This window comes from Sphingobacterium sp. UBA6320 (assembly GCF_002440335.1).
GTDB lineage: Bacteria > Bacteroidota > Bacteroidia > Sphingobacteriales > Sphingobacteriaceae > Sphingobacterium.
Map to the genome: position 1 here is coordinate 160,703 of NZ_DJTA01000028.1, position 17,087 is coordinate 177,789.

14 protein-coding genes are annotated in these 17,087 nt (G+C 34.9%); 12 read left to right on the forward strand and 2 right to left on the reverse strand.

The window, feature by feature from the left end:
• Position 1: 1 nt before the first annotated feature.
• Both B3P23_RS17600 and B3P23_RS17605 read right to left on the reverse strand, forming a co-directional pair.
• Entirely contained in the window at positions 2-598 is a 597-nt protein-coding gene (locus B3P23_RS17600) for a CDP-alcohol phosphatidyltransferase family protein (protein ID WP_045752596.1), read from the reverse strand.
• A 211-nt stretch (positions 599-809) separates the two neighbouring features.
• Complete coding sequence (locus B3P23_RS17605; RefSeq protein ID WP_045755245.1) at positions 810-2,441, reverse strand: ABC-F family ATP-binding cassette domain-containing protein; 1,632 nt, start codon at positions 2,439-2,441, stop codon at positions 810-812.
• 212 nt (positions 2,442-2,653) lie between these two features.
• Here B3P23_RS17605 and trmD point away from each other — a divergent pair, with 212 nt between their 5' ends.
• The 12 genes from trmD to B3P23_RS17665 all read left to right on the forward strand — a co-directional run bounded on the left by trmD (position 2,654) and on the right by B3P23_RS17665 (position 16,927).
• A complete protein-coding gene (gene trmD, locus B3P23_RS17610; protein ID WP_045752597.1) occupies positions 2,654-3,331 on the forward strand; it encodes a tRNA (guanosine(37)-N1)-methyltransferase TrmD in 678 nt (225 codons plus the stop codon).
• 243 nt (positions 3,332-3,574) lie between these two features.
• Positions 3,575-4,978, forward strand: a complete 1,404-nt coding sequence (locus B3P23_RS17615) for an anthranilate synthase component I family protein (RefSeq protein ID WP_094771484.1) — start codon at positions 3,575-3,577, stop codon at positions 4,976-4,978.
• Positions 4,975-5,274 (forward strand): chorismate mutase, encoded by a 300-nt coding sequence (locus B3P23_RS17620; protein WP_045754375.1) that lies wholly within the window; start codon positions 4,975-4,977, stop codon positions 5,272-5,274. Before B3P23_RS17615 ends, B3P23_RS17620 begins: the two co-directional genes overlap by 4 nt.
• On the forward strand, positions 5,261-5,836 hold the full coding sequence (locus B3P23_RS17625; protein WP_045754374.1) for an anthranilate synthase component II: 576 nt from the start codon (positions 5,261-5,263) through the stop codon (positions 5,834-5,836). Before B3P23_RS17620 ends, B3P23_RS17625 begins: the two co-directional genes overlap by 14 nt.
• A gap of 2 nt (positions 5,837-5,838) precedes the next feature.
• Entirely contained in the window at positions 5,839-6,627 is a 789-nt protein-coding gene (gene trpC / locus B3P23_RS17630) for an indole-3-glycerol phosphate synthase TrpC (protein ID WP_094771452.1), read from the forward strand.
• A gap of 68 nt (positions 6,628-6,695) precedes the next feature.
• The gene (locus B3P23_RS17635; RefSeq protein ID WP_293928440.1) at positions 6,696-7,211 is read left to right on the forward strand and encodes an RNA polymerase sigma-70 factor; all 516 of its coding nucleotides are present in this window, start codon (positions 6,696-6,698) and stop codon (positions 7,209-7,211) included.
• A 43-nt stretch (positions 7,212-7,254) separates the two neighbouring features.
• Positions 7,255-7,893, forward strand: coding sequence for a hypothetical protein (locus tag B3P23_RS17640; protein ID WP_248754947.1), 639 nt, complete (start codon positions 7,255-7,257; stop codon positions 7,891-7,893).
• Between the two features lie 138 nt (positions 7,894-8,031).
• Positions 8,032-9,120 carry a hypothetical protein gene (locus tag B3P23_RS17645; RefSeq protein WP_293928442.1) on the forward strand — a complete coding sequence of 363 codons (1,089 nt, stop codon included), beginning with the start codon at positions 8,032-8,034 and terminating at the stop codon, positions 9,118-9,120.
• 453 nt (positions 9,121-9,573) lie between these two features.
• Complete coding sequence (locus B3P23_RS17650; protein ID WP_293928444.1) at positions 9,574-11,964, forward strand: TonB-dependent receptor; 2,391 nt, start codon at positions 9,574-9,576, stop codon at positions 11,962-11,964.
• Positions 11,965-12,006: 42 nt separating this feature from the next.
• Positions 12,007-13,263 (forward strand): DUF4374 domain-containing protein, encoded by a 1,257-nt coding sequence (locus tag B3P23_RS17655; protein WP_084405354.1) that lies wholly within the window; start codon positions 12,007-12,009, stop codon positions 13,261-13,263.
• Between the two features lie 78 nt (positions 13,264-13,341).
• Positions 13,342-14,475 (forward strand): PepSY-associated TM helix domain-containing protein, encoded by a 1,134-nt coding sequence (locus tag B3P23_RS17660; RefSeq protein ID WP_045754366.1) that lies wholly within the window; start codon positions 13,342-13,344, stop codon positions 14,473-14,475.
• Positions 14,476-14,485: 10 nt separating this feature from the next.
• Positions 14,486-16,927, forward strand: coding sequence for an outer membrane beta-barrel family protein (locus B3P23_RS17665; protein ID WP_293928447.1), 2,442 nt, complete (start codon positions 14,486-14,488; stop codon positions 16,925-16,927).
• Positions 16,928-17,087: the final 160 nt, after the last annotated feature.

Sequence of the window (17,087 nt, forward strand, 5' to 3'; positions counted from 1 at the left end):
TTTAGATTAAAGATTTTCTCAGCCTTGTTAACGTACTGATGATTAACAATATATTAATCATCGCAAAAATATATAAAGAACTATGCTGTAAGGAAACTTGGCAGAAGGCTAATATTCCATACAAACCCACTAATAAAGCACGGTCACTTTTACCCATTGGCCCGTCGTATCGACGTGCAGTACCCACGACCTTTCCCATCAGACCCGCCATCTCGTTGATTATACTCAATATGATGAAGATAATAATCAGATAGAGACTTTCTGGAAGAAATTTAATCAACGGAAAAAAAACAAAAACATCAGATACGACATCTCCAATTTCATTTAACAATTCTCCTTTTTTGCTAGTTTGATTGTATGTCCTCGCCATCATACCATCCAATGCATTTAAAGCCATACGAATCAGTAAACCTATAGGAAGAGCTAAAAAAAACCAGCTGCAATAATCAGCACTCCAAAATAATAAGCCAATCAGCAATGAAAGTACGATCGAAGCTATGGTTATTTGATTTGCAGTCACATTTCTTTTATAGAAGAAAGCCAATATAGGCTTTAGTAGTTGCTGAAATTTGGGCTTTAGTTTATATACAGAAATCATGTGTTAGTATGTGTTATTATTAAAATAAATAAAAAAGGCTCTTTTCGCAATATAGAATCAAATATACTCCACATTTCTTTTAATCACTCTAAAGTTTTGCGAAACTTTTATTGTTTAACTTAGGCTGGTTTGAGATCTTCATATCACCCATAATACAAAAAGGTAAGTATCGACGATACTTACCTTTCCATACTCGATATTCGATTATAATTTACCGTTCGATATCTTTTAAGCTATTCATTTTCTTATATTCAAGAAAACCTTTTATATCTTCAAAATGTTCACGAACGCGTTTATTTCCAAATTCAAATACTTTTTTAGCTAGGCCATCCAGAAAATCACGATCATGCGATACTAAAATCAAAGTTCCATCAAAATCTTGGAGAGCATCTTTAATAATATCTTTCGTTTTCATATCCAAGTGGTTGGTAGGCTCATCCAGAATAAGAACATTTACCGGCTCTAGCAGTAATTTTATCATCGCTAATCGTGTTTTTTCACCACCAGATAAAACCTTTACCTTTTTTGTTGTATCATCTCCGCTAAACATAAAAGCACCTAATAGATCTTTTATTTTAACTCTAACGTCACCTACAGCAATTTGATCTATCGTATCAAATACGGTTAATTCGCCATCCAAAAGCGCAGCTTGATTTTGTGCAAAATAACCGATTTTAGCATTATGTCCTATTTTCAATGAACCTTCATAATCGATCTCCCCCATGATAGCTTTGATCATAGTTGATTTTCCTTCACCATTCTTACCTACAAAAGCGACTTTTTCACCACGTTCGATGACCATATCAGCTTTTTGAAAAACAACGTGGTCACCGTATTTTTTAGTTAACTCCTCCACGATGACAGGATATTGCCCTGATCGTGGTGAAGGTGGAAATTTCAATCTTAATGCCGATGTATCGACCTCATCAATCTCAATGACATCTAATTTTTCCAACATCTTGACACGAGATTGGACTTGAAGAGTTTTTGAATATGTACCTCTAAATCGATCTATAAACTCCTGATTATCGGCGATGAAACGTTGTTGTTCCTCATAAGCTTTCAGTTGATGCTGACGACGTTCCTTTCTCAATTCCAGATAGTGGCTATATTTTGCCTTATAGTCATAGATACGCCCCATTGTAACCTCTATAGTGCGGTTAGTGATCGTATCAACAAAAGCCCTATCGTGTGAAATAACAATAACAGCCTTCGCTGAATTCAATAGAAAATCCTCTAACCATTGAATACTTTCAATATCCATATGGTTGGTCGGCTCATCCAATAATATTAAATCTGGTTTTTTCAATAAAATTTTTGCCAATTCAATACGCATGCGCCATCCACCCGAGAATTCTGAAGTTTGACGCGTAAAATCCGAACGCTCAAAACCTAAACCTTTTAATACTTTTTCAACCTCTGCATCATAGTTAACTTCCTCAATCGAATAAAATTTCTCACTTAACTCGGATACTCTTTCTATAAGTTTCATGTAATCATCAGTTTCATAATCTGTTCTTACATTTAACTGTTCGTTCAACTGCTCCAGTTCATCACGCATATGATAAGCCTCTTCAAAAGCTTTTGACGTTTCCTCAAAGACTGTCACATTATCTTGCGTTAATAAATGCTGGGGTAAGTATGCAATAACTGCATCTTTTGGACCAGATACATTACCTGTCGTAGGCTTACCTGCGCCAGCAATAATCTTCAATAATGTCGATTTACCCGCTCCATTTTTTCCCATTAGAGCAATTTTATCATTCTCATTAATTGAAAATGATACATCACTGAAAAGAGTTGTTCCACCAAAGGAAACTGAAATATTATTTACGTTAATCACTTTTATTCGCTTTTTTTTGCGCAAAGATAAGCGAATCAATCTTATAAATGTAGTAAGTATTATTTTTATGGTAAATGCAGAGTTCATTATTGTTAGAAATTATATGAAGCTCATACCTATTTATTTTCGCACGCCCGCGTGACGATGTTTGACATCGTCACGTATAAAAGAAATTAATAATAGTAATTTTCAATTTTGTGTATCTTTGTCACATGCGATTTGATATAATTACCGTACTTCCAAGTTTATTAGAAAGCCCGTTTGCGCATTCTATTTTACAGCGAGCACAGAAAAAAGGTTTGGCTGAAATTGTTGTGCATAATCTTCGTGATTATGCGACCAATAAGCAAAAAAGTGTTGACGACTATCCATATGGAGGAGGTTCGGGTATGGTGATGCAAATAGAACCTTTTGCTGCATGTATTGAGAAACTTCAGTCTGAGCGAAATTATGATGAAATCATATTTATGTCCCCTGATGGAGAAACTCTCAATCAAGAAATAGCAAATAATCTATCTACGAAGGGCAATATGATGATTCTTTGTGGGCATTATAAAGGGATTGATCAGCGCATTCGAGATATTTATGTTACAAAAGAGATTTCTGTCGGTGATTATGTGTTATCTGGAGGAGAATTACCAGCTGCCATTTTAACAGATGCTATCATCAGATTAATACCTGGAGTTTTGTCTGACGAAACATCAGCTTTATCGGATTCCTTTCAAGACGGATTATTAGATGCACCCATTTATACGCGTCCAGCAGATTGGAAAGGCCATAAAGTTCCTGATGTTTTACTCAGCGGACATGAAGCTAAAATTTCAGCTTGGCGAGACGAACAACAACTTATTCGTACCCGAGAAAGACGACCTGATTTATTAAATGACTAATAAATTTCACTTTTTATTGATTATTTATCATAAAAAGTTTGCATAATCATTTTTTTTTATAAATTTGTGATACAATGACGACAGTTAGAACATATACAAATTGGTGGTGGCCTGAAGCAATAAGCATCGGGGACTAATTGGTATTGTCAAAATATTTCATAATCAACCAAAACCATTTATGGAAGTTCAAACCCGATGCTACTCAGTATCGGGTTTTTTTTATGTTTAAAATTAAAGAATAAAATGAAATACACGTTTAAAACAAATCTTAAAAAATTGCTTGCTGATACGACAACACCAGTTAGCATCTATCTCAGATTACGTGATGTCTTTCCAAATAGCATATTACTTGAAAGCTCTGACTATCATAGCAGAGACAACAATATCAGTTACATCTGTTGCCAATCGATTGCACATATCAAGTTAGATAGTCAGCAATTAGAAATTGCGTATCCAAATGAAATGCTCATTATTAAGAGCAAGGAAGAAATCAATTTAAAAGAAGAGGTTGCTATTTTTAGAAAAGCTTTTGAAGCAACACACTCTACAGAACGTAATATCATATCAAATGGATTATTTGGATATTTCACATTTGATACCATAGAGCATTTCGAAGATATCAAGCTGACAACGACTCCAAGTCCAAATCTAGATATCCCGCATTTACAGTACCATGTGTACAAATACGTAATCGCGATCGACCATTTTCGCAACGAACTGTTTGTATATGAACATTTATTAGATGATGAAGCATCAGAACTGGACAAACTTCAATATTTAATTCAAAATAAAAACTTTCCAGAGTATACCTTTCGCAGAACTGGAGAAGAGACTTCAAACAGATCCGATCAAGAACATCGCGAATTGGTGAAAAAGGTGAAAGAACATATCCAACGAGGCGACGTTTTCCAGATTGTTCCATCACGTGCTTTTTCAACACCTTTTCTAGGTGATGAATTTAATGTATATCGTGCGTTGCGATCTATTAATCCATCTCCCTATTTATTTTATTTTGATTACGGTAATTTCAAATTATTTGGTTCTTCACCCGAAGCGCAGTTGACTATCAAAAATGGTGAAGCTACTATATATCCAATTGCTGGAACTTTCAAACGTACCGGCAATATGGAAGAAGATATTAAAATCGCCGAACAGCTTAAAAACGATCCAAAAGAATCAGCTGAACATGTGATGCTTGTCGATTTAGCAAGAAATGATTTAAGCAGACACTGTAGCCATGTCGAAGTAAAATCATATAAAGAAGCACAGTACTATTCGCATGTCATTCATTTAGTATCCAAAGTATCGGGCAAATTAAAGCCCGGAGTCAATCCCTTTGACGTTGTTGGCGATACTTACCCAGCGGGCACACTAAGCGGCGCCCCAAAGCACATGGCCCTTACACTGATAGACAGATATGAAGGTCAACAACGTTCGTTTTACAGCGGTGCGATTGGCTATATGGGTTTCAATGGTGACTTTAATCATGCCATTATGATCCGTTCATTCTTAAGCAAACAAAATCTACTGAACTACCAAGCGGGCGGTGGTATTGTACTCGACTCAGACCCTGAGATGGAATTACAAGAAGTAAATAATAAAATAGCAGCTTTGAGAAAAGCTTTAGAATTAGCAGAGACGTTATGATTAGACCGTTAGCATATTGTGATAACTTATCACACATACGTAGTTCAATTGATTGTATCGACTACAGAATTATAGAGCTTCTTGCACAGCGCGCTGAATATGTTCAACAAGCCGCTCACTACAAATCGTCACTAGAGGAGGTAAAGGCTGAGCAAAGAGTCATCAACATGCTTGAACAAAGAAACGAATGGGCATACTCCTTTAATATTGAAGGAAAACTAGTTGAAAGTATATTTCAATCTATTATCAATCATTTCATTAATAAAGAAACAGAAATTTTCCATGAGCAATCATAAAATATTAGTAATCGATAATTACGATTCTTTCACGTACAATTTGGTACACCTATTACAAGAGTGCGATCAAGAGTATACCGTATGGAGAAATGATAAATTCAAATTAGAAGATGTAGCTGCTTTCGATAAAATTTTATTATCTCCAGGTCCCGGTATTCCTGAAGAAGCGGGCTTATTATTAGATGTCATTCGCGCATATGCTGATACCAAGAGTATTTTGGGTATTTGTTTGGGACAACAAGCAATTGCAGAGGTTTTTGGAGGCAAATTGTATAACATGCCTCGACCACTTCACGGTGTTGCGACAGATTTAATTATCACCGATCCCGCTGAATCATTATTTGAAAATTATAGCAATCACAGCAAAATTGCCAGGTATCACTCTTGGGCAGTCGAAGCTTCCTCCCTACCCGCATCTTTAAAAATAACAGCAACTGATGAAGATGGTGTTATTATGGCACTATCTCACACAACGCTGGACGTAAAGGGGTTACAATTTCATCCCGAATCTGTCTTAACAGAAAATGGGAAACAATTAATTGAAAACTGGTTAAAAAAATAGAAATGACAATTTTAGATAAAATAGTTGAAAGAAAGAGAATTGAAGTCGCTGAATCAAAATCCAAGGTATCGATTGAAGAATTAAGTCAATATCCACTCTTTGATAGAACTTGCTATTCACTAAAAGAATCTGTTCTTGATCCACAGCGTACTGGTATTATTTCAGAATATAAAAGAGCGTCTCCTTCCAAAGGCATAATTAATGACACCAACAGTGTTGCCGAGGTCGTCCAAGGGTATCAAGAAGCTGGAGCATCAGCTATTTCTGTGCTGACAGATGCCGATTTTTTTCAAGGAAGTTTAGACGATTTAAAAGTAGCCAGAGAAGTATTGACCATTCCATTACTGCGTAAAGAATTTATTATTGATAAATATCAAATTACCGAAGCCAAAGCTTATGGGGCTGATATTATATTATTAATAGCCGCATGTTTGAAAGTAGAAGAGATACAAGAACTATCAAGCTATGCAAAATCTTTAGGTCTAAATGTACTTTTAGAAGTTCATAACGAACAAGAATTAAAAGACAATTTATTTGATACAATTGATGCCATAGGTGTTAACAACCGAAATCTAAAAGATTTTTCAGTATCACTTACACATTCTTACGATTTAGTCAACAAAATTCCTGATCATTATATAAAAGTATCTGAAAGCGGGATCTCAGATCCGAGCACAATTCGTGAATTAAAAAATATTGGTTATCAGTCGTTTCTTATTGGTGAAAACTTTATGAAAAGTACCGATCCGGGCAAGGCATTAGCTAAATTTGTACAAGAAATATCAAAATAATTTAAAACGAATCTAAATAAGAGTATATTTGCTATCTTAAATCACAGATTAAGTAGCAGCTTCTTATTTTGGAAACAAATATTTTTATCATAAATAAAGAAAACTTTGAGCAAATATACCTGCAGTACTGGGAGGGTATGTTTGCTTTTTGTTTGAAAAACATTCAAGATGAAGAAGTCGCAAAAGAAATTGTGCAGGAAGTATTTAAGTCTTTATGGGAACGTCGCGATAGCCTTAGACTGAAAGAAGTAGAGCGTTATTTGATACGCGCCGTAAAACTAAAAACATTTGAATACATTCGTAACAAAGTTACTCGTCAGCAACATTTAGAAAATTTCACTACTAATAAACAAAACTATTATGTGGAATATCCATTGATTGCCGAGGAACTGTCACAAAAAATATCAAAATTGGTCAATGAACTGCCTACTCAATGCAAAAAGGTTTTTCAGATGAGCAGAGATCAAGGCCTTACGAATAAAGAAATTGCCACGAAACTGTATATTTCAGAAAGAGCTGTAGAATATCATATTTCCAAGGCTTTAAAAACGTTAAAAATGGAATTAACGGATTATATTAATTAAATGATAAAGAATTCCTGTATTTTTGTCATAAGTAAATATTGCGATGCAAGTTGATCATAAGTTGATAGAAAAATATCATTTGAACCAATGCACTCCAGAAGAACGAAATCTTGTGGAAGAATGGCTTATAGATGATACTTTAGACTTTCCCTCGCTTTCCATTTCTCAAGCAGACAAGTCCCATATCCAGTCAGAAATTTGGGAAAACATCAGTCCGCATCTCACGGAATCTCCCGTAATAAAAAATGAAAACCTGATTAAAAAACGGTTTCGTTATATCGCTATCGCTGCTTCTCTACTTATTATATTTGGTTTCTATATATCTAAAAATAATATAGATAAGGAGATCAGTTATGCCATATTTGACAATAGCACCGGTCCTAATTCAAAATATTTTGATAAGAATAACTATGAACTTATATTAGGAAAGCATGCTACCGCCAAAATTAATATCGAAACAGGAGAATTTTTCTCATTAGGTACCATGGTGATCATACCTAAGAAAGATTTTGAGTTTAATTTTACAGGTACTAGGGAGAAAAAAGAGCTGAAAAATGGGGAAACTTATTTTATCCTTAATTCTAAAAACACAGGTAAGCAAATTATTCTTTCCCAATCTGAACTTACTTTCTTAGCGCCTACGATACAAAACCAACTTAAATTACAGTTTAACAATATATAGTCGCCCATATTAATATCTTCTTTCATGCAATTAAAACCTATTTCTAAATTTCTACTTCTTTTATTAATAGTTGTTTTTATTGGCTGTTCTAGTCGGGACCAAACTAGTCGTCCGAACGACAAATACAGTCTCTATATCATGAATAAGAATTTAGGCAATACAATTGTCACAGTCAATTCTCTTGATTCAGGGATAGTTGATATTCTTAAGCAAGGTATCAATTTACCTACGCAATATTTTGATCGCAGCATTATCATTCATGACGGTTATTTCTATCACATAAAAAATGCAAAATTTCGCAAATTTGAAATTAAAGAAAATGCATTATCAGAAATAGCTGCCATCGCAATGCCAGATGAATATATAGAAAATATGAATTGGCAAGGAAAAGACACATTATTGATTTTTACAGTTGATAATAAAACCTACAGCAAACTGCATTATTATAAAATAGATGTTAAGAAGTTTGAAGTTCTACAAAAAGAACAAATAGCGTTACCCCCGGCCCCATCCAATTTTTCAACGGTATCAATTGGATTCAGCACCTTGCATAACAAAAATTTGATCCTCGGATATACCTATAATAAAGTCATCAATGAAACAGACTTTACAACAATTGACACGATGTATTTTGCGACACTAGATCCACAGACATTACAAATAAAGTCCATAAATAAAGATAGTAGATCTACTTATCCAGGCGGCATCAATACCGTACAATCCTATAGCTTCCATGATGAAATAGGGAATTTTTACTTTATGAGTTGTCCTGGAATTGCACTAGGAAACAATCTGACTAAACCGACAGCAATCTTTAGAATTGAAAAAAATAGTTCCATGATCGATCCTGACTATTGCATCAATTTAACCGCAGCCACAAAAAATCATGCCTATGGCATGTGGTATCTAGGAAATAATGAAGCAATCATCCGCAGTGAAAGAAAAGATCGCTATACTGATTTTAGTGATCATCATTCCACGTATCAATTTGAATATTATCGAGTAGATCTTTTGAAAAATAAGGTCACTAAGTTAGATCTCCCTTTTGATAAAGGCACCCGTAAGGAATCTGTACTTGTCGAGAATGGCAAAGCTTATATAACCATTGATGACAAAGATGATAATCATCAAATCTGGATATATGATATCAAGACAAAAAAAATCAATAACGGATTAAAACTGAACCATGAAACCAATTTCATTGTTCGTGTTGATAAATTGAATTAATTTTTATTAACAAAAACAGATCGTTATAAATTGGTATGCATTTCTCTAGGGTTGACTCTTATTAAATTTAGATTCAGCTATCAGATGTAGTAACGTCAATAGATTAAGATTAACCTACTTCTCCGATTTATAGTATATAGCTTCAGAAAAATATCAAGCTATGATTACTACATGACCTAATATCACAGTAAATAAACTGAACTCCTTCAAATATCTATCTTCAGAACATTCTGCTTTTAATTAAATCCCTCTTATAAATCATCACTATAGCTATAATAATAGCAATTGATAGTTCCTTATTTCACTTAATTACTCCAATATTTATAAAATATGGACTAATTATAGTGCTATCATTTAGGCGACTAGCATATTTATCCATATTTTTCACGCGCTGACCTTCGGTAAATGTAGAGTTACGCAACATCCTTATGTATAATTAATCTAAATAAAGGGATGTTAAAATTAAAAATTATATGGTTAAATCTATTCTTAATCATATCGCTTACTTCTTACGCACAGCAGAAAGGGGAACTTAAGGGAAAGGTAAGCACGAATTCAAATGAACCGATAGAAGGAGCAACTATTACCCTGATAGGAACAAGCCAAGTTACACAAGCAGATAAGAATGGATTATTTTCAATCAAAAACCTTGCTTTTGGCAACCATACGATACGGATTTCAGCTGTTGGGCATCAAGCCAAAGACAAAGCATTCCACATGAGCCAATTAACAACAGAATTGTCCACGATCCACTTGACCACACAACATACCACAATGGATGAGGTAGAGATTGTTGCACGGTCAGAAGCCCAGGAAGTACAACAACAACCCTTTAATGTTACAGCTATAGATGCCAAGAAATTGTACAATACGACTATGGATATTGGGCAAGCTCTTAATCGAGTTTCTGGCGTGAGATTACGCGAGTCTGGTGGTGTCGGATCAAACATGTCTTTTAGCTTAAATGGATTTTCCGGAAATCAGATTAAGTTATTTTTAGATGGTATACCGATGGATAATTTTGGATCATCTTTCCAATTAAACAATATTCCTATCAATTTTGCTGAACGTGTAGAAGTATACCGAGGAGTCGTCCCCGTATGGTTAGGAGGCGATGCTCTGGGTGGAGCAGTTAATATCGTGACAAAAAACCAACCAGGCAAATATATCGATGCTTCCTATTCATTTGGATCATTCAATACCCATAAATCTTCTGTCAATACCGGTTACGTAGCTGACAACGGATTTACAATGACATTATCTGCATTCCAAAACTATTCGGATAATAATTACTGGGTAAATGTAAGGTCATATAACTTCGATACGGAGAAATATTTTCCTGCCGAAAGAAGAAAACGTTTTCACGATACTTACAGAAATGAAACCTTGATCTATAATATAGGAGTTTCAAATAAAAAATATGCAGACCAACTTCTGTTTGGAATTACACTCGGTCAAAATAAAAAAGAAATCCAGACCGGTAATACCATGGAAGATGTATACGGTGGTAGAGAAAGTCTGGGGAATATTGTTCAACCTACATGGAAGTATATCAAGAAAAATTTATGGACAAAAGGTCTTGATGTTACTCTAAATGCACGTTACAATTTCGGTCAGGAAAGAAGTTTAGATACTGTACCTCGAAAATTCACTTGGACTGGAGAAAGTAGACCTAAAAATCCGGATCAACCCAATGCACCAGGAGGAGAAAATGAATTAACAGATTACCGCTATAAAAACAATAATGGCAATCTTACGGCTAACATTTCTTATGCAATCAATGATCAGCACAGCATCATGATCAATCATTTGTTGACAACATTTGATAGAAAGGGTAAAGATCATTATTATCCAGATTTAGAAATTAACAAACTTCCTCGAAAGACAACAAAAAATATTACAGGTATCGGATTCAGAACCGCTATACACGATCGATGGGATGCTAATCTTTTTGTAAAAAATTATAACCAACAAGGAAAATATTTCACAGAAGTCAGTAATCAAGTTTATGAAAACTTAGAAACGACGACCAATAAAATCGGATATGGTTTAGCAACGTCCTATTTTGTCAATAAGGATATTCAATTAAAAGCCTCTTATGAAAAAGCTTACCGACTTCCAGATAATACGGAACTATTTGGCGACGCTTTAGATATAAGCGCTAATCCGACTTTAAGACCCGAGAGCAGTGACAATATTAACTTCGGATTGTCTTATGCTTTGAAATGGAAGGAAAGCAATCAACTCATCATAGATGCCAATTACATCTACCGAAATGCAACAGACTTTATTCGCCAGAGCATTGGGCCACTAACGAGTAGCGGAAAAAGAGAAATTAAAAGTGCCAATTTAAGAAGTGTTCAAAATAATAGTATTGATATCAATCTGAAATATTATTATAAAAATCATGTATCAATTGGTGGGAATATGACATATCAGAACCTGATCAATACGACACAATTTGAAGATGGACAAACGGTAGAGAGCAATATTTACAAAGATCGTCTTCCCAATATGCCATATCTATATGGCAACGCAGACGTGGCTTACTATGTCCACCATGTTGGTAAACAAAATAACACCTTAACAATTGGGTATAATCTACAATATATCCATGAATTCTTTCTAACGTGGCCAAGTTTAGGGACACCATCCCAGAGATATAAAATTCCAGAACAGCTCTCACATGATATCAACATCATCTATTCTCTAGCCTCTGGAAAATACAACATCGCTTTAGAGTGTAATAATCTAACCGATGCCACACGCTACGACAATTTCGAAATGCAAAAACCGAGTAGATCATTCAACATTAAATTCAGATACTTTATACGTACAAAGTAATAACATTCAATAACAATCAAAATTCAATAACAAATAATAAAAATGAAAAAGTTAAACACTTTAAGAATGCTAACATTAGCATGTGGCGTTTTAGCCATTACTGCATGTTCAAAAGACAATCCTTCTGAAAGCGGGATTGATAATGGAAATTCTGAAAAAAAAGAAAAATTTGTTTTTATAGTAGACGGACAGGGTAGTTCTGAGTCTGGAACTTCAGGTAAATATATCTTATCTACAGACAATGTAAATGAGGGTTCCATCAGTATAGTAGGAAATGGTATGCCGGCAACAGAACATTCCTTTATCAATCAGAACAACTACATCTTTGGACTAACATATGGAGGTCAAGGCCCTATAACACCTTATAATATTGACAGCAAAGGTGAATTCCAGAGACTTAAAGATGAACAAGTAAATGCAGAATCTGCGGGTATCTATGGTCATTATGGTGACAAAAACATTATTTTAGGTACAACCAATAGAAGTATTGCAAACCCTGTTGCAACTTTAAGAAATTACGATGCACAAAACTTCTCTATAGCAAATAAAAACACAGTAGACTTATCTAAAGTACTAGGAGGCACCAGAATGGCCATCTGGACGGGTATATTTCAAGTAGGCAATAAATTATATGTTCCTTTTCAATCTGGCGACGGATCAAACAACTGGGGTGGTAATTTTACCACTACCGACACAACCTATATCGGGATATTCTCTTATCCAGAGTTGAAATTTGAAAAAACCATCAGAGATGGTCGTGGTTCACACATAGGAAACTGGTGGGCCCAGCAAGGTCTTGCTGTTGACGATAAAGGCGATGCATATGTGTGGTTCTCTGCAAATGAAGCATCATTAGCCTCTAAAAACAAATCGGGATTCCTAAGAATCAAGAAAGGAACAGATGAATTTGATAAAGACTATTACTTTGATATCGAATCATTAGGAAATGGAAAAATTGCTAGAGGAAGCTATCTTAAAGATGACAAATTTTTAATGACCATCTATAATAAAGGCCAGCAAGCTGAAGGTGTAGGTGGTGGATTAGTCAAATTATATATTGTAGATATCCAAACAAAAAAGATGACAGAAATCAAAGAAATTCCTGCTCATGAGCAACAAGGCTATAAGGATGTCGTATTTGTTGAAAAAGATGGTAGCAAGGCTTACTATACATGTCAAAACTTAGAAGACAAACAATATTATACTTACACGATTGACATCAAGAATGCAACAGCGAAAAAAGGTTTAAAATTTGTCGGAGTAGCAGGTGTTTCGTCAATGAGTAAAATCAATTATTAAAAAAATCCATTTATTCTGTCAAAGTATCCCTTTGACAGAATAAATTTTATCACTTCATACATATTACTGTAAATCATTATGCTCAGCAAAATTAATGCATGGTTACATCTTTGGTTGGGATTAGCGGCAGGTATACCTGTCGTCATCCTGAGTATTACTGGCTGTGTGCTTGTCTTCGAACATGACATCAAAGAATTAACCACCAACTATATTCGAGTAGAAGCACAAAAGTCCGAGGATCAACTCCCTCCTTCTGCCATATATAAAGCAGTCCAAGCCGCTATTCCAGACAAAGAAATCGCTAGTTCATGGTACTACGGTTTAGACAAATCCGTAAAAGTAAGTTTAGATCACTCTGACAGTTTAGTTTATGTAAACCCTTACACCGCCGAGATACTAGCCGTAGTCAACCACGAAGATTTTTTTCATTTCATGGATGAGGGGCACCGTCACTTATGGATGCCAAACAAGATAGGTCGTCAAGTTGTAGGCTGGAGTACATTTATATTCTTTTCGCTATTAATAACAGGACTTATATTGTGGTGGCCAAAAAAATGGAATAAAAGATCTCGGGAACAAAGTTTCAAAATAAAATGGCGCGCTAAATTTAAACGTGTTAATTATGACCTGCATAATGTTTTAGGTTTTTACGCATTGACAATAGCATTAGTGATGTGCCTTACTGGATTAGTGATGAGTTTTCCTTGGATGCGCAAATCCGTGGTATGGCTTAGTGGAGGATATCCAAACAAACCTAACGTCGAACAAGTGGAAAAAGAAACTCCAGATGACCAACCTTTAAATGATGCATTGCTCGTTGCGGATCAAATCTGGTATAAAGTACGACATGAATACGCTCGTCATAATAAAGAAGCAGTTATCGTACACTACCCTGAGGAAGAAGAAAAAACAGTTTATGCTTGTACGGATATGGCAAACGGAACATGGAGAGATTTAAATTTTGATCGCAATACTTTAGAACTCACCGGTCGAAAACAAGGACCTATCGATGATGCGAACACCACAGAATGGCTCATGCGGTCAAATTATGCCCTACATACAGGATTTATTGGTGGAATGACCACTAAAATCATCTACTTTTTAGCTTCACTCATTTGTGCAACTTTACCCATTACTGGCTTCTATATCTGGTGGGGGAAAAAGAAAAAAACAGTAAAAAAATCCAAAAAAGTTCCATCCATAACCACTTAATCTTGCTGACATGTTTCATCACTGTAGATACTTTATTAGTTTATTTTTAGTTTTCACCTTATTTGCTGCATATGCTCAAAATTCTACTACAATCGTTGGTCGTATCATAGATGAAAATGCAGCACCAATCCCATATGCACAAGTAAGTCTACATCATGCTCCTGATGGACGTGTCTCAAAAATTATAGTAGCAGATAGTATTGGAAATTTTACTTTTCCAAATACATCCAATGGAAATTACTATGTGCATATAAAAAACATGACCCACCAAGATCTCTTAACCCCACATTTTAGATTAAGCGAGCACATCAGCAAACACGATCTTGGAAAAATAATGCTTCAACAAAACAATGCCTATCTGGACGAAGTTGTTATCCATAAACGCAAACAATTTATTGAACAGCACCAAGATAAAACAGTATTTAATATCGAAAACTCAGCACTGGCAGACGGAAATAGTGGTCTAGAATTACTCACCAAGATTCCAGGAATCAGCTTGGATGATAAGGGCAGTTTCAGTTTAAAGGGTAAATCAGGAGCCTCTATCATGATCAATGGTAAACTGACCTATCTTTCTGCAGATCAGCTTGCCAATTTATTAAGAAGTACTTCATCAACAGATATTACCAAGATAGAAGTCATGACCAATCCAAACGCCAAACAAGATGCTGCCGGAACCTCAGGCATTATCAATATTGTCCTTAAAAAAGGGGTAAAGCAAGGATGGAATGGGACTGTCTCTGGTAATTTAGGTGCAGGTCGAGGACTACATCTGGGTGGAAGTTTGGACTTGAATTATAGAACCGATAAAGTAAACATCTTTGGAAATTACAATCAATACTTTCAAAATCTAGAGTATTACAATTCATTAACACGCTATTTTTATAAAGATTCACGAAAAGAACCAGAAACTTTTGCTCAACAGGAAAACAAGATACAGCCGAAACTTCGTTCTAATAATTTCAGAGTTGGGATGGACTTTTACTTAACGTCCAAACAGACTCTCGGCTTTCTAGTAAATGGAGGTTTTGGTAAATATCCTAAATATGAACCAACCACCAATCATTTTAGAAACTATACAACAAAAGATCTCATCTGGTCAGCTTCCACTATAACCGAGGGGAAAGAAAGATGGGAAGATATGCTTTACAACATCAATTATAATTGGAAATTTAATGAAAATGGTCACGAACTAAAAGTAGATGTAGATTTTATTGACCACTATTCCAAAATGGATCAAACACTTACTACCCAATATAGTAATGAAAATCAAAATAATATACGCCCCCTATCGTCACGTATCGGTGATATCCCGTCTGACAGTAAAGTATACGTCGCGAAAATCGATTATACCCTTCCATTTAGTGAAAGTTTTAAATTAGAAACGGGTTGGAAAGCAAGCCATATCCGGACAGAGAATGATTTACAGTATGATACTCTTCAAAACGAAAATTATGTTCCCGATCAATCGACAAGCAATCACTTCATCTATAAAGAGACAATACAAGCAGGTTATGTCAATATCTCAAAAACGTGGAATAAATTTTCAACACAAGTAGGATTACGAGCAGAACACACGTCCACCGATGGAGATCAAATCACTTTAAATGAGCAATTCTCTAAAGATTATTTAAAGTTTTTCCCTTCAGCATTTCTATCCTATAGCATCAATAACAATCACAAGCTGCAATTAAGTTACAGCTATCGTGTTGAACGACCTTCATTTTGGAGCCTAAATCCATTCCGTGTGTATACTGATCCTTTCTCCTATTCAGAAGGAAATTCAAAACTAGATCCCGCTTACGAGCATGCATATGAAGCGAACTACACTCTAGCCAACAAATACATATTTACGTTAAATTATGCAGACAGATCAAATGTCGTAAATGAGATCATTGGATTAGATCCTACCAATAATCAGATTACCTACGAAAGACCGGAAAATATTGGCTCATTCAAAAATTTCGGAATATCATTTATGGCACCTACCCAATTTTTTACTTGGTGGACAGCAACACATTTTGTCAACTACTATAGAAATGAATACGAGATTCCACAGGAAGATGCCTTGATCAAACGTTCAGGAAATACATTATCATTAAATACACAAAATAATTTTAAACTCCCAAAAAATTGGTCAATAGAGATTGGTGGAAACTATAATTCCGGATTGACTATTGGTCTAACTGATATCAAAAGTTATGGGGTTGTTTATTCAGGAATACAAAAGAGTATTTTACAAAAAAAAGCAACCATTAAACTTGTAGTCAACGATATATTCCATACTAATAATCGTCGCTATGAAACCATTTCAAATGCCGTTAGATTAATAGGAAGATCTAATCCCGATAGCAGAACAGCTATATTATCTTTCAATTATCGATTTGGAGGATCTGAAAATACAACAAAAAAACGATCAACAGGATCTGAAGATATAAAAAATAGATTGTAAAAAGATCTTAAAATAGCACAACAGAAATCTCTAAAGATACACAAAGAGCTATCAAGTTAAAAGTTGATAGCTCTTTGTGTATATCACCTGTTACAATTAGAGCTCATAAAATCATGATATTCCATTCTAATTATCATATGACATTCATATCAACTATAGC

Bases quoted from the DNA above. Each gene is read 5' to 3' on its own strand.
- B3P23_RS17600 (WP_045752596.1), bottom strand. From the start codon at position 598: ATGATTTCTGTATATAAACTAAAGCCCAAATTTCAGCAACTACTAAAG.
- B3P23_RS17655 (WP_084405354.1), top strand. From the start codon at position 12,007: ATGAAAAAGTTAAACACTTTAAGAATGCTAACATTAGCATGTGGCGTT.
- B3P23_RS17660 (WP_045754366.1), top strand. From the start codon at position 13,342: ATGCTCAGCAAAATTAATGCATGGTTACATCTTTGGTTGGGATTAGCG.
- trpC (WP_094771452.1), top strand. From the start codon at position 5,839: ATGACAATTTTAGATAAAATAGTTGAAAGAAAGAGAATTGAAGTCGCT.
- B3P23_RS17615 (WP_094771484.1), top strand. From the start codon at position 3,575: ATGAAATACACGTTTAAAACAAATCTTAAAAAATTGCTTGCTGATACG.
- trmD (WP_045752597.1), top strand. From the start codon at position 2,654: ATGCGATTTGATATAATTACCGTACTTCCAAGTTTATTAGAAAGCCCG.
- B3P23_RS17650 (WP_293928444.1), top strand. From the start codon at position 9,574: ATGTTAAAATTAAAAATTATATGGTTAAATCTATTCTTAATCATATCG.
- B3P23_RS17645 (WP_293928442.1), top strand. From the start codon at position 8,032: ATGAATAAGAATTTAGGCAATACAATTGTCACAGTCAATTCTCTTGAT.
- B3P23_RS17665 (WP_293928447.1), top strand. From the start codon at position 14,486: ATGTTTCATCACTGTAGATACTTTATTAGTTTATTTTTAGTTTTCACC.
- B3P23_RS17625 (WP_045754374.1), top strand. From the start codon at position 5,261: ATGAGCAATCATAAAATATTAGTAATCGATAATTACGATTCTTTCACG.
- B3P23_RS17620 (WP_045754375.1), top strand. From the start codon at position 4,975: ATGATTAGACCGTTAGCATATTGTGATAACTTATCACACATACGTAGT.
- B3P23_RS17640 (WP_248754947.1), top strand. From the start codon at position 7,255: ATGCAAGTTGATCATAAGTTGATAGAAAAATATCATTTGAACCAATGC.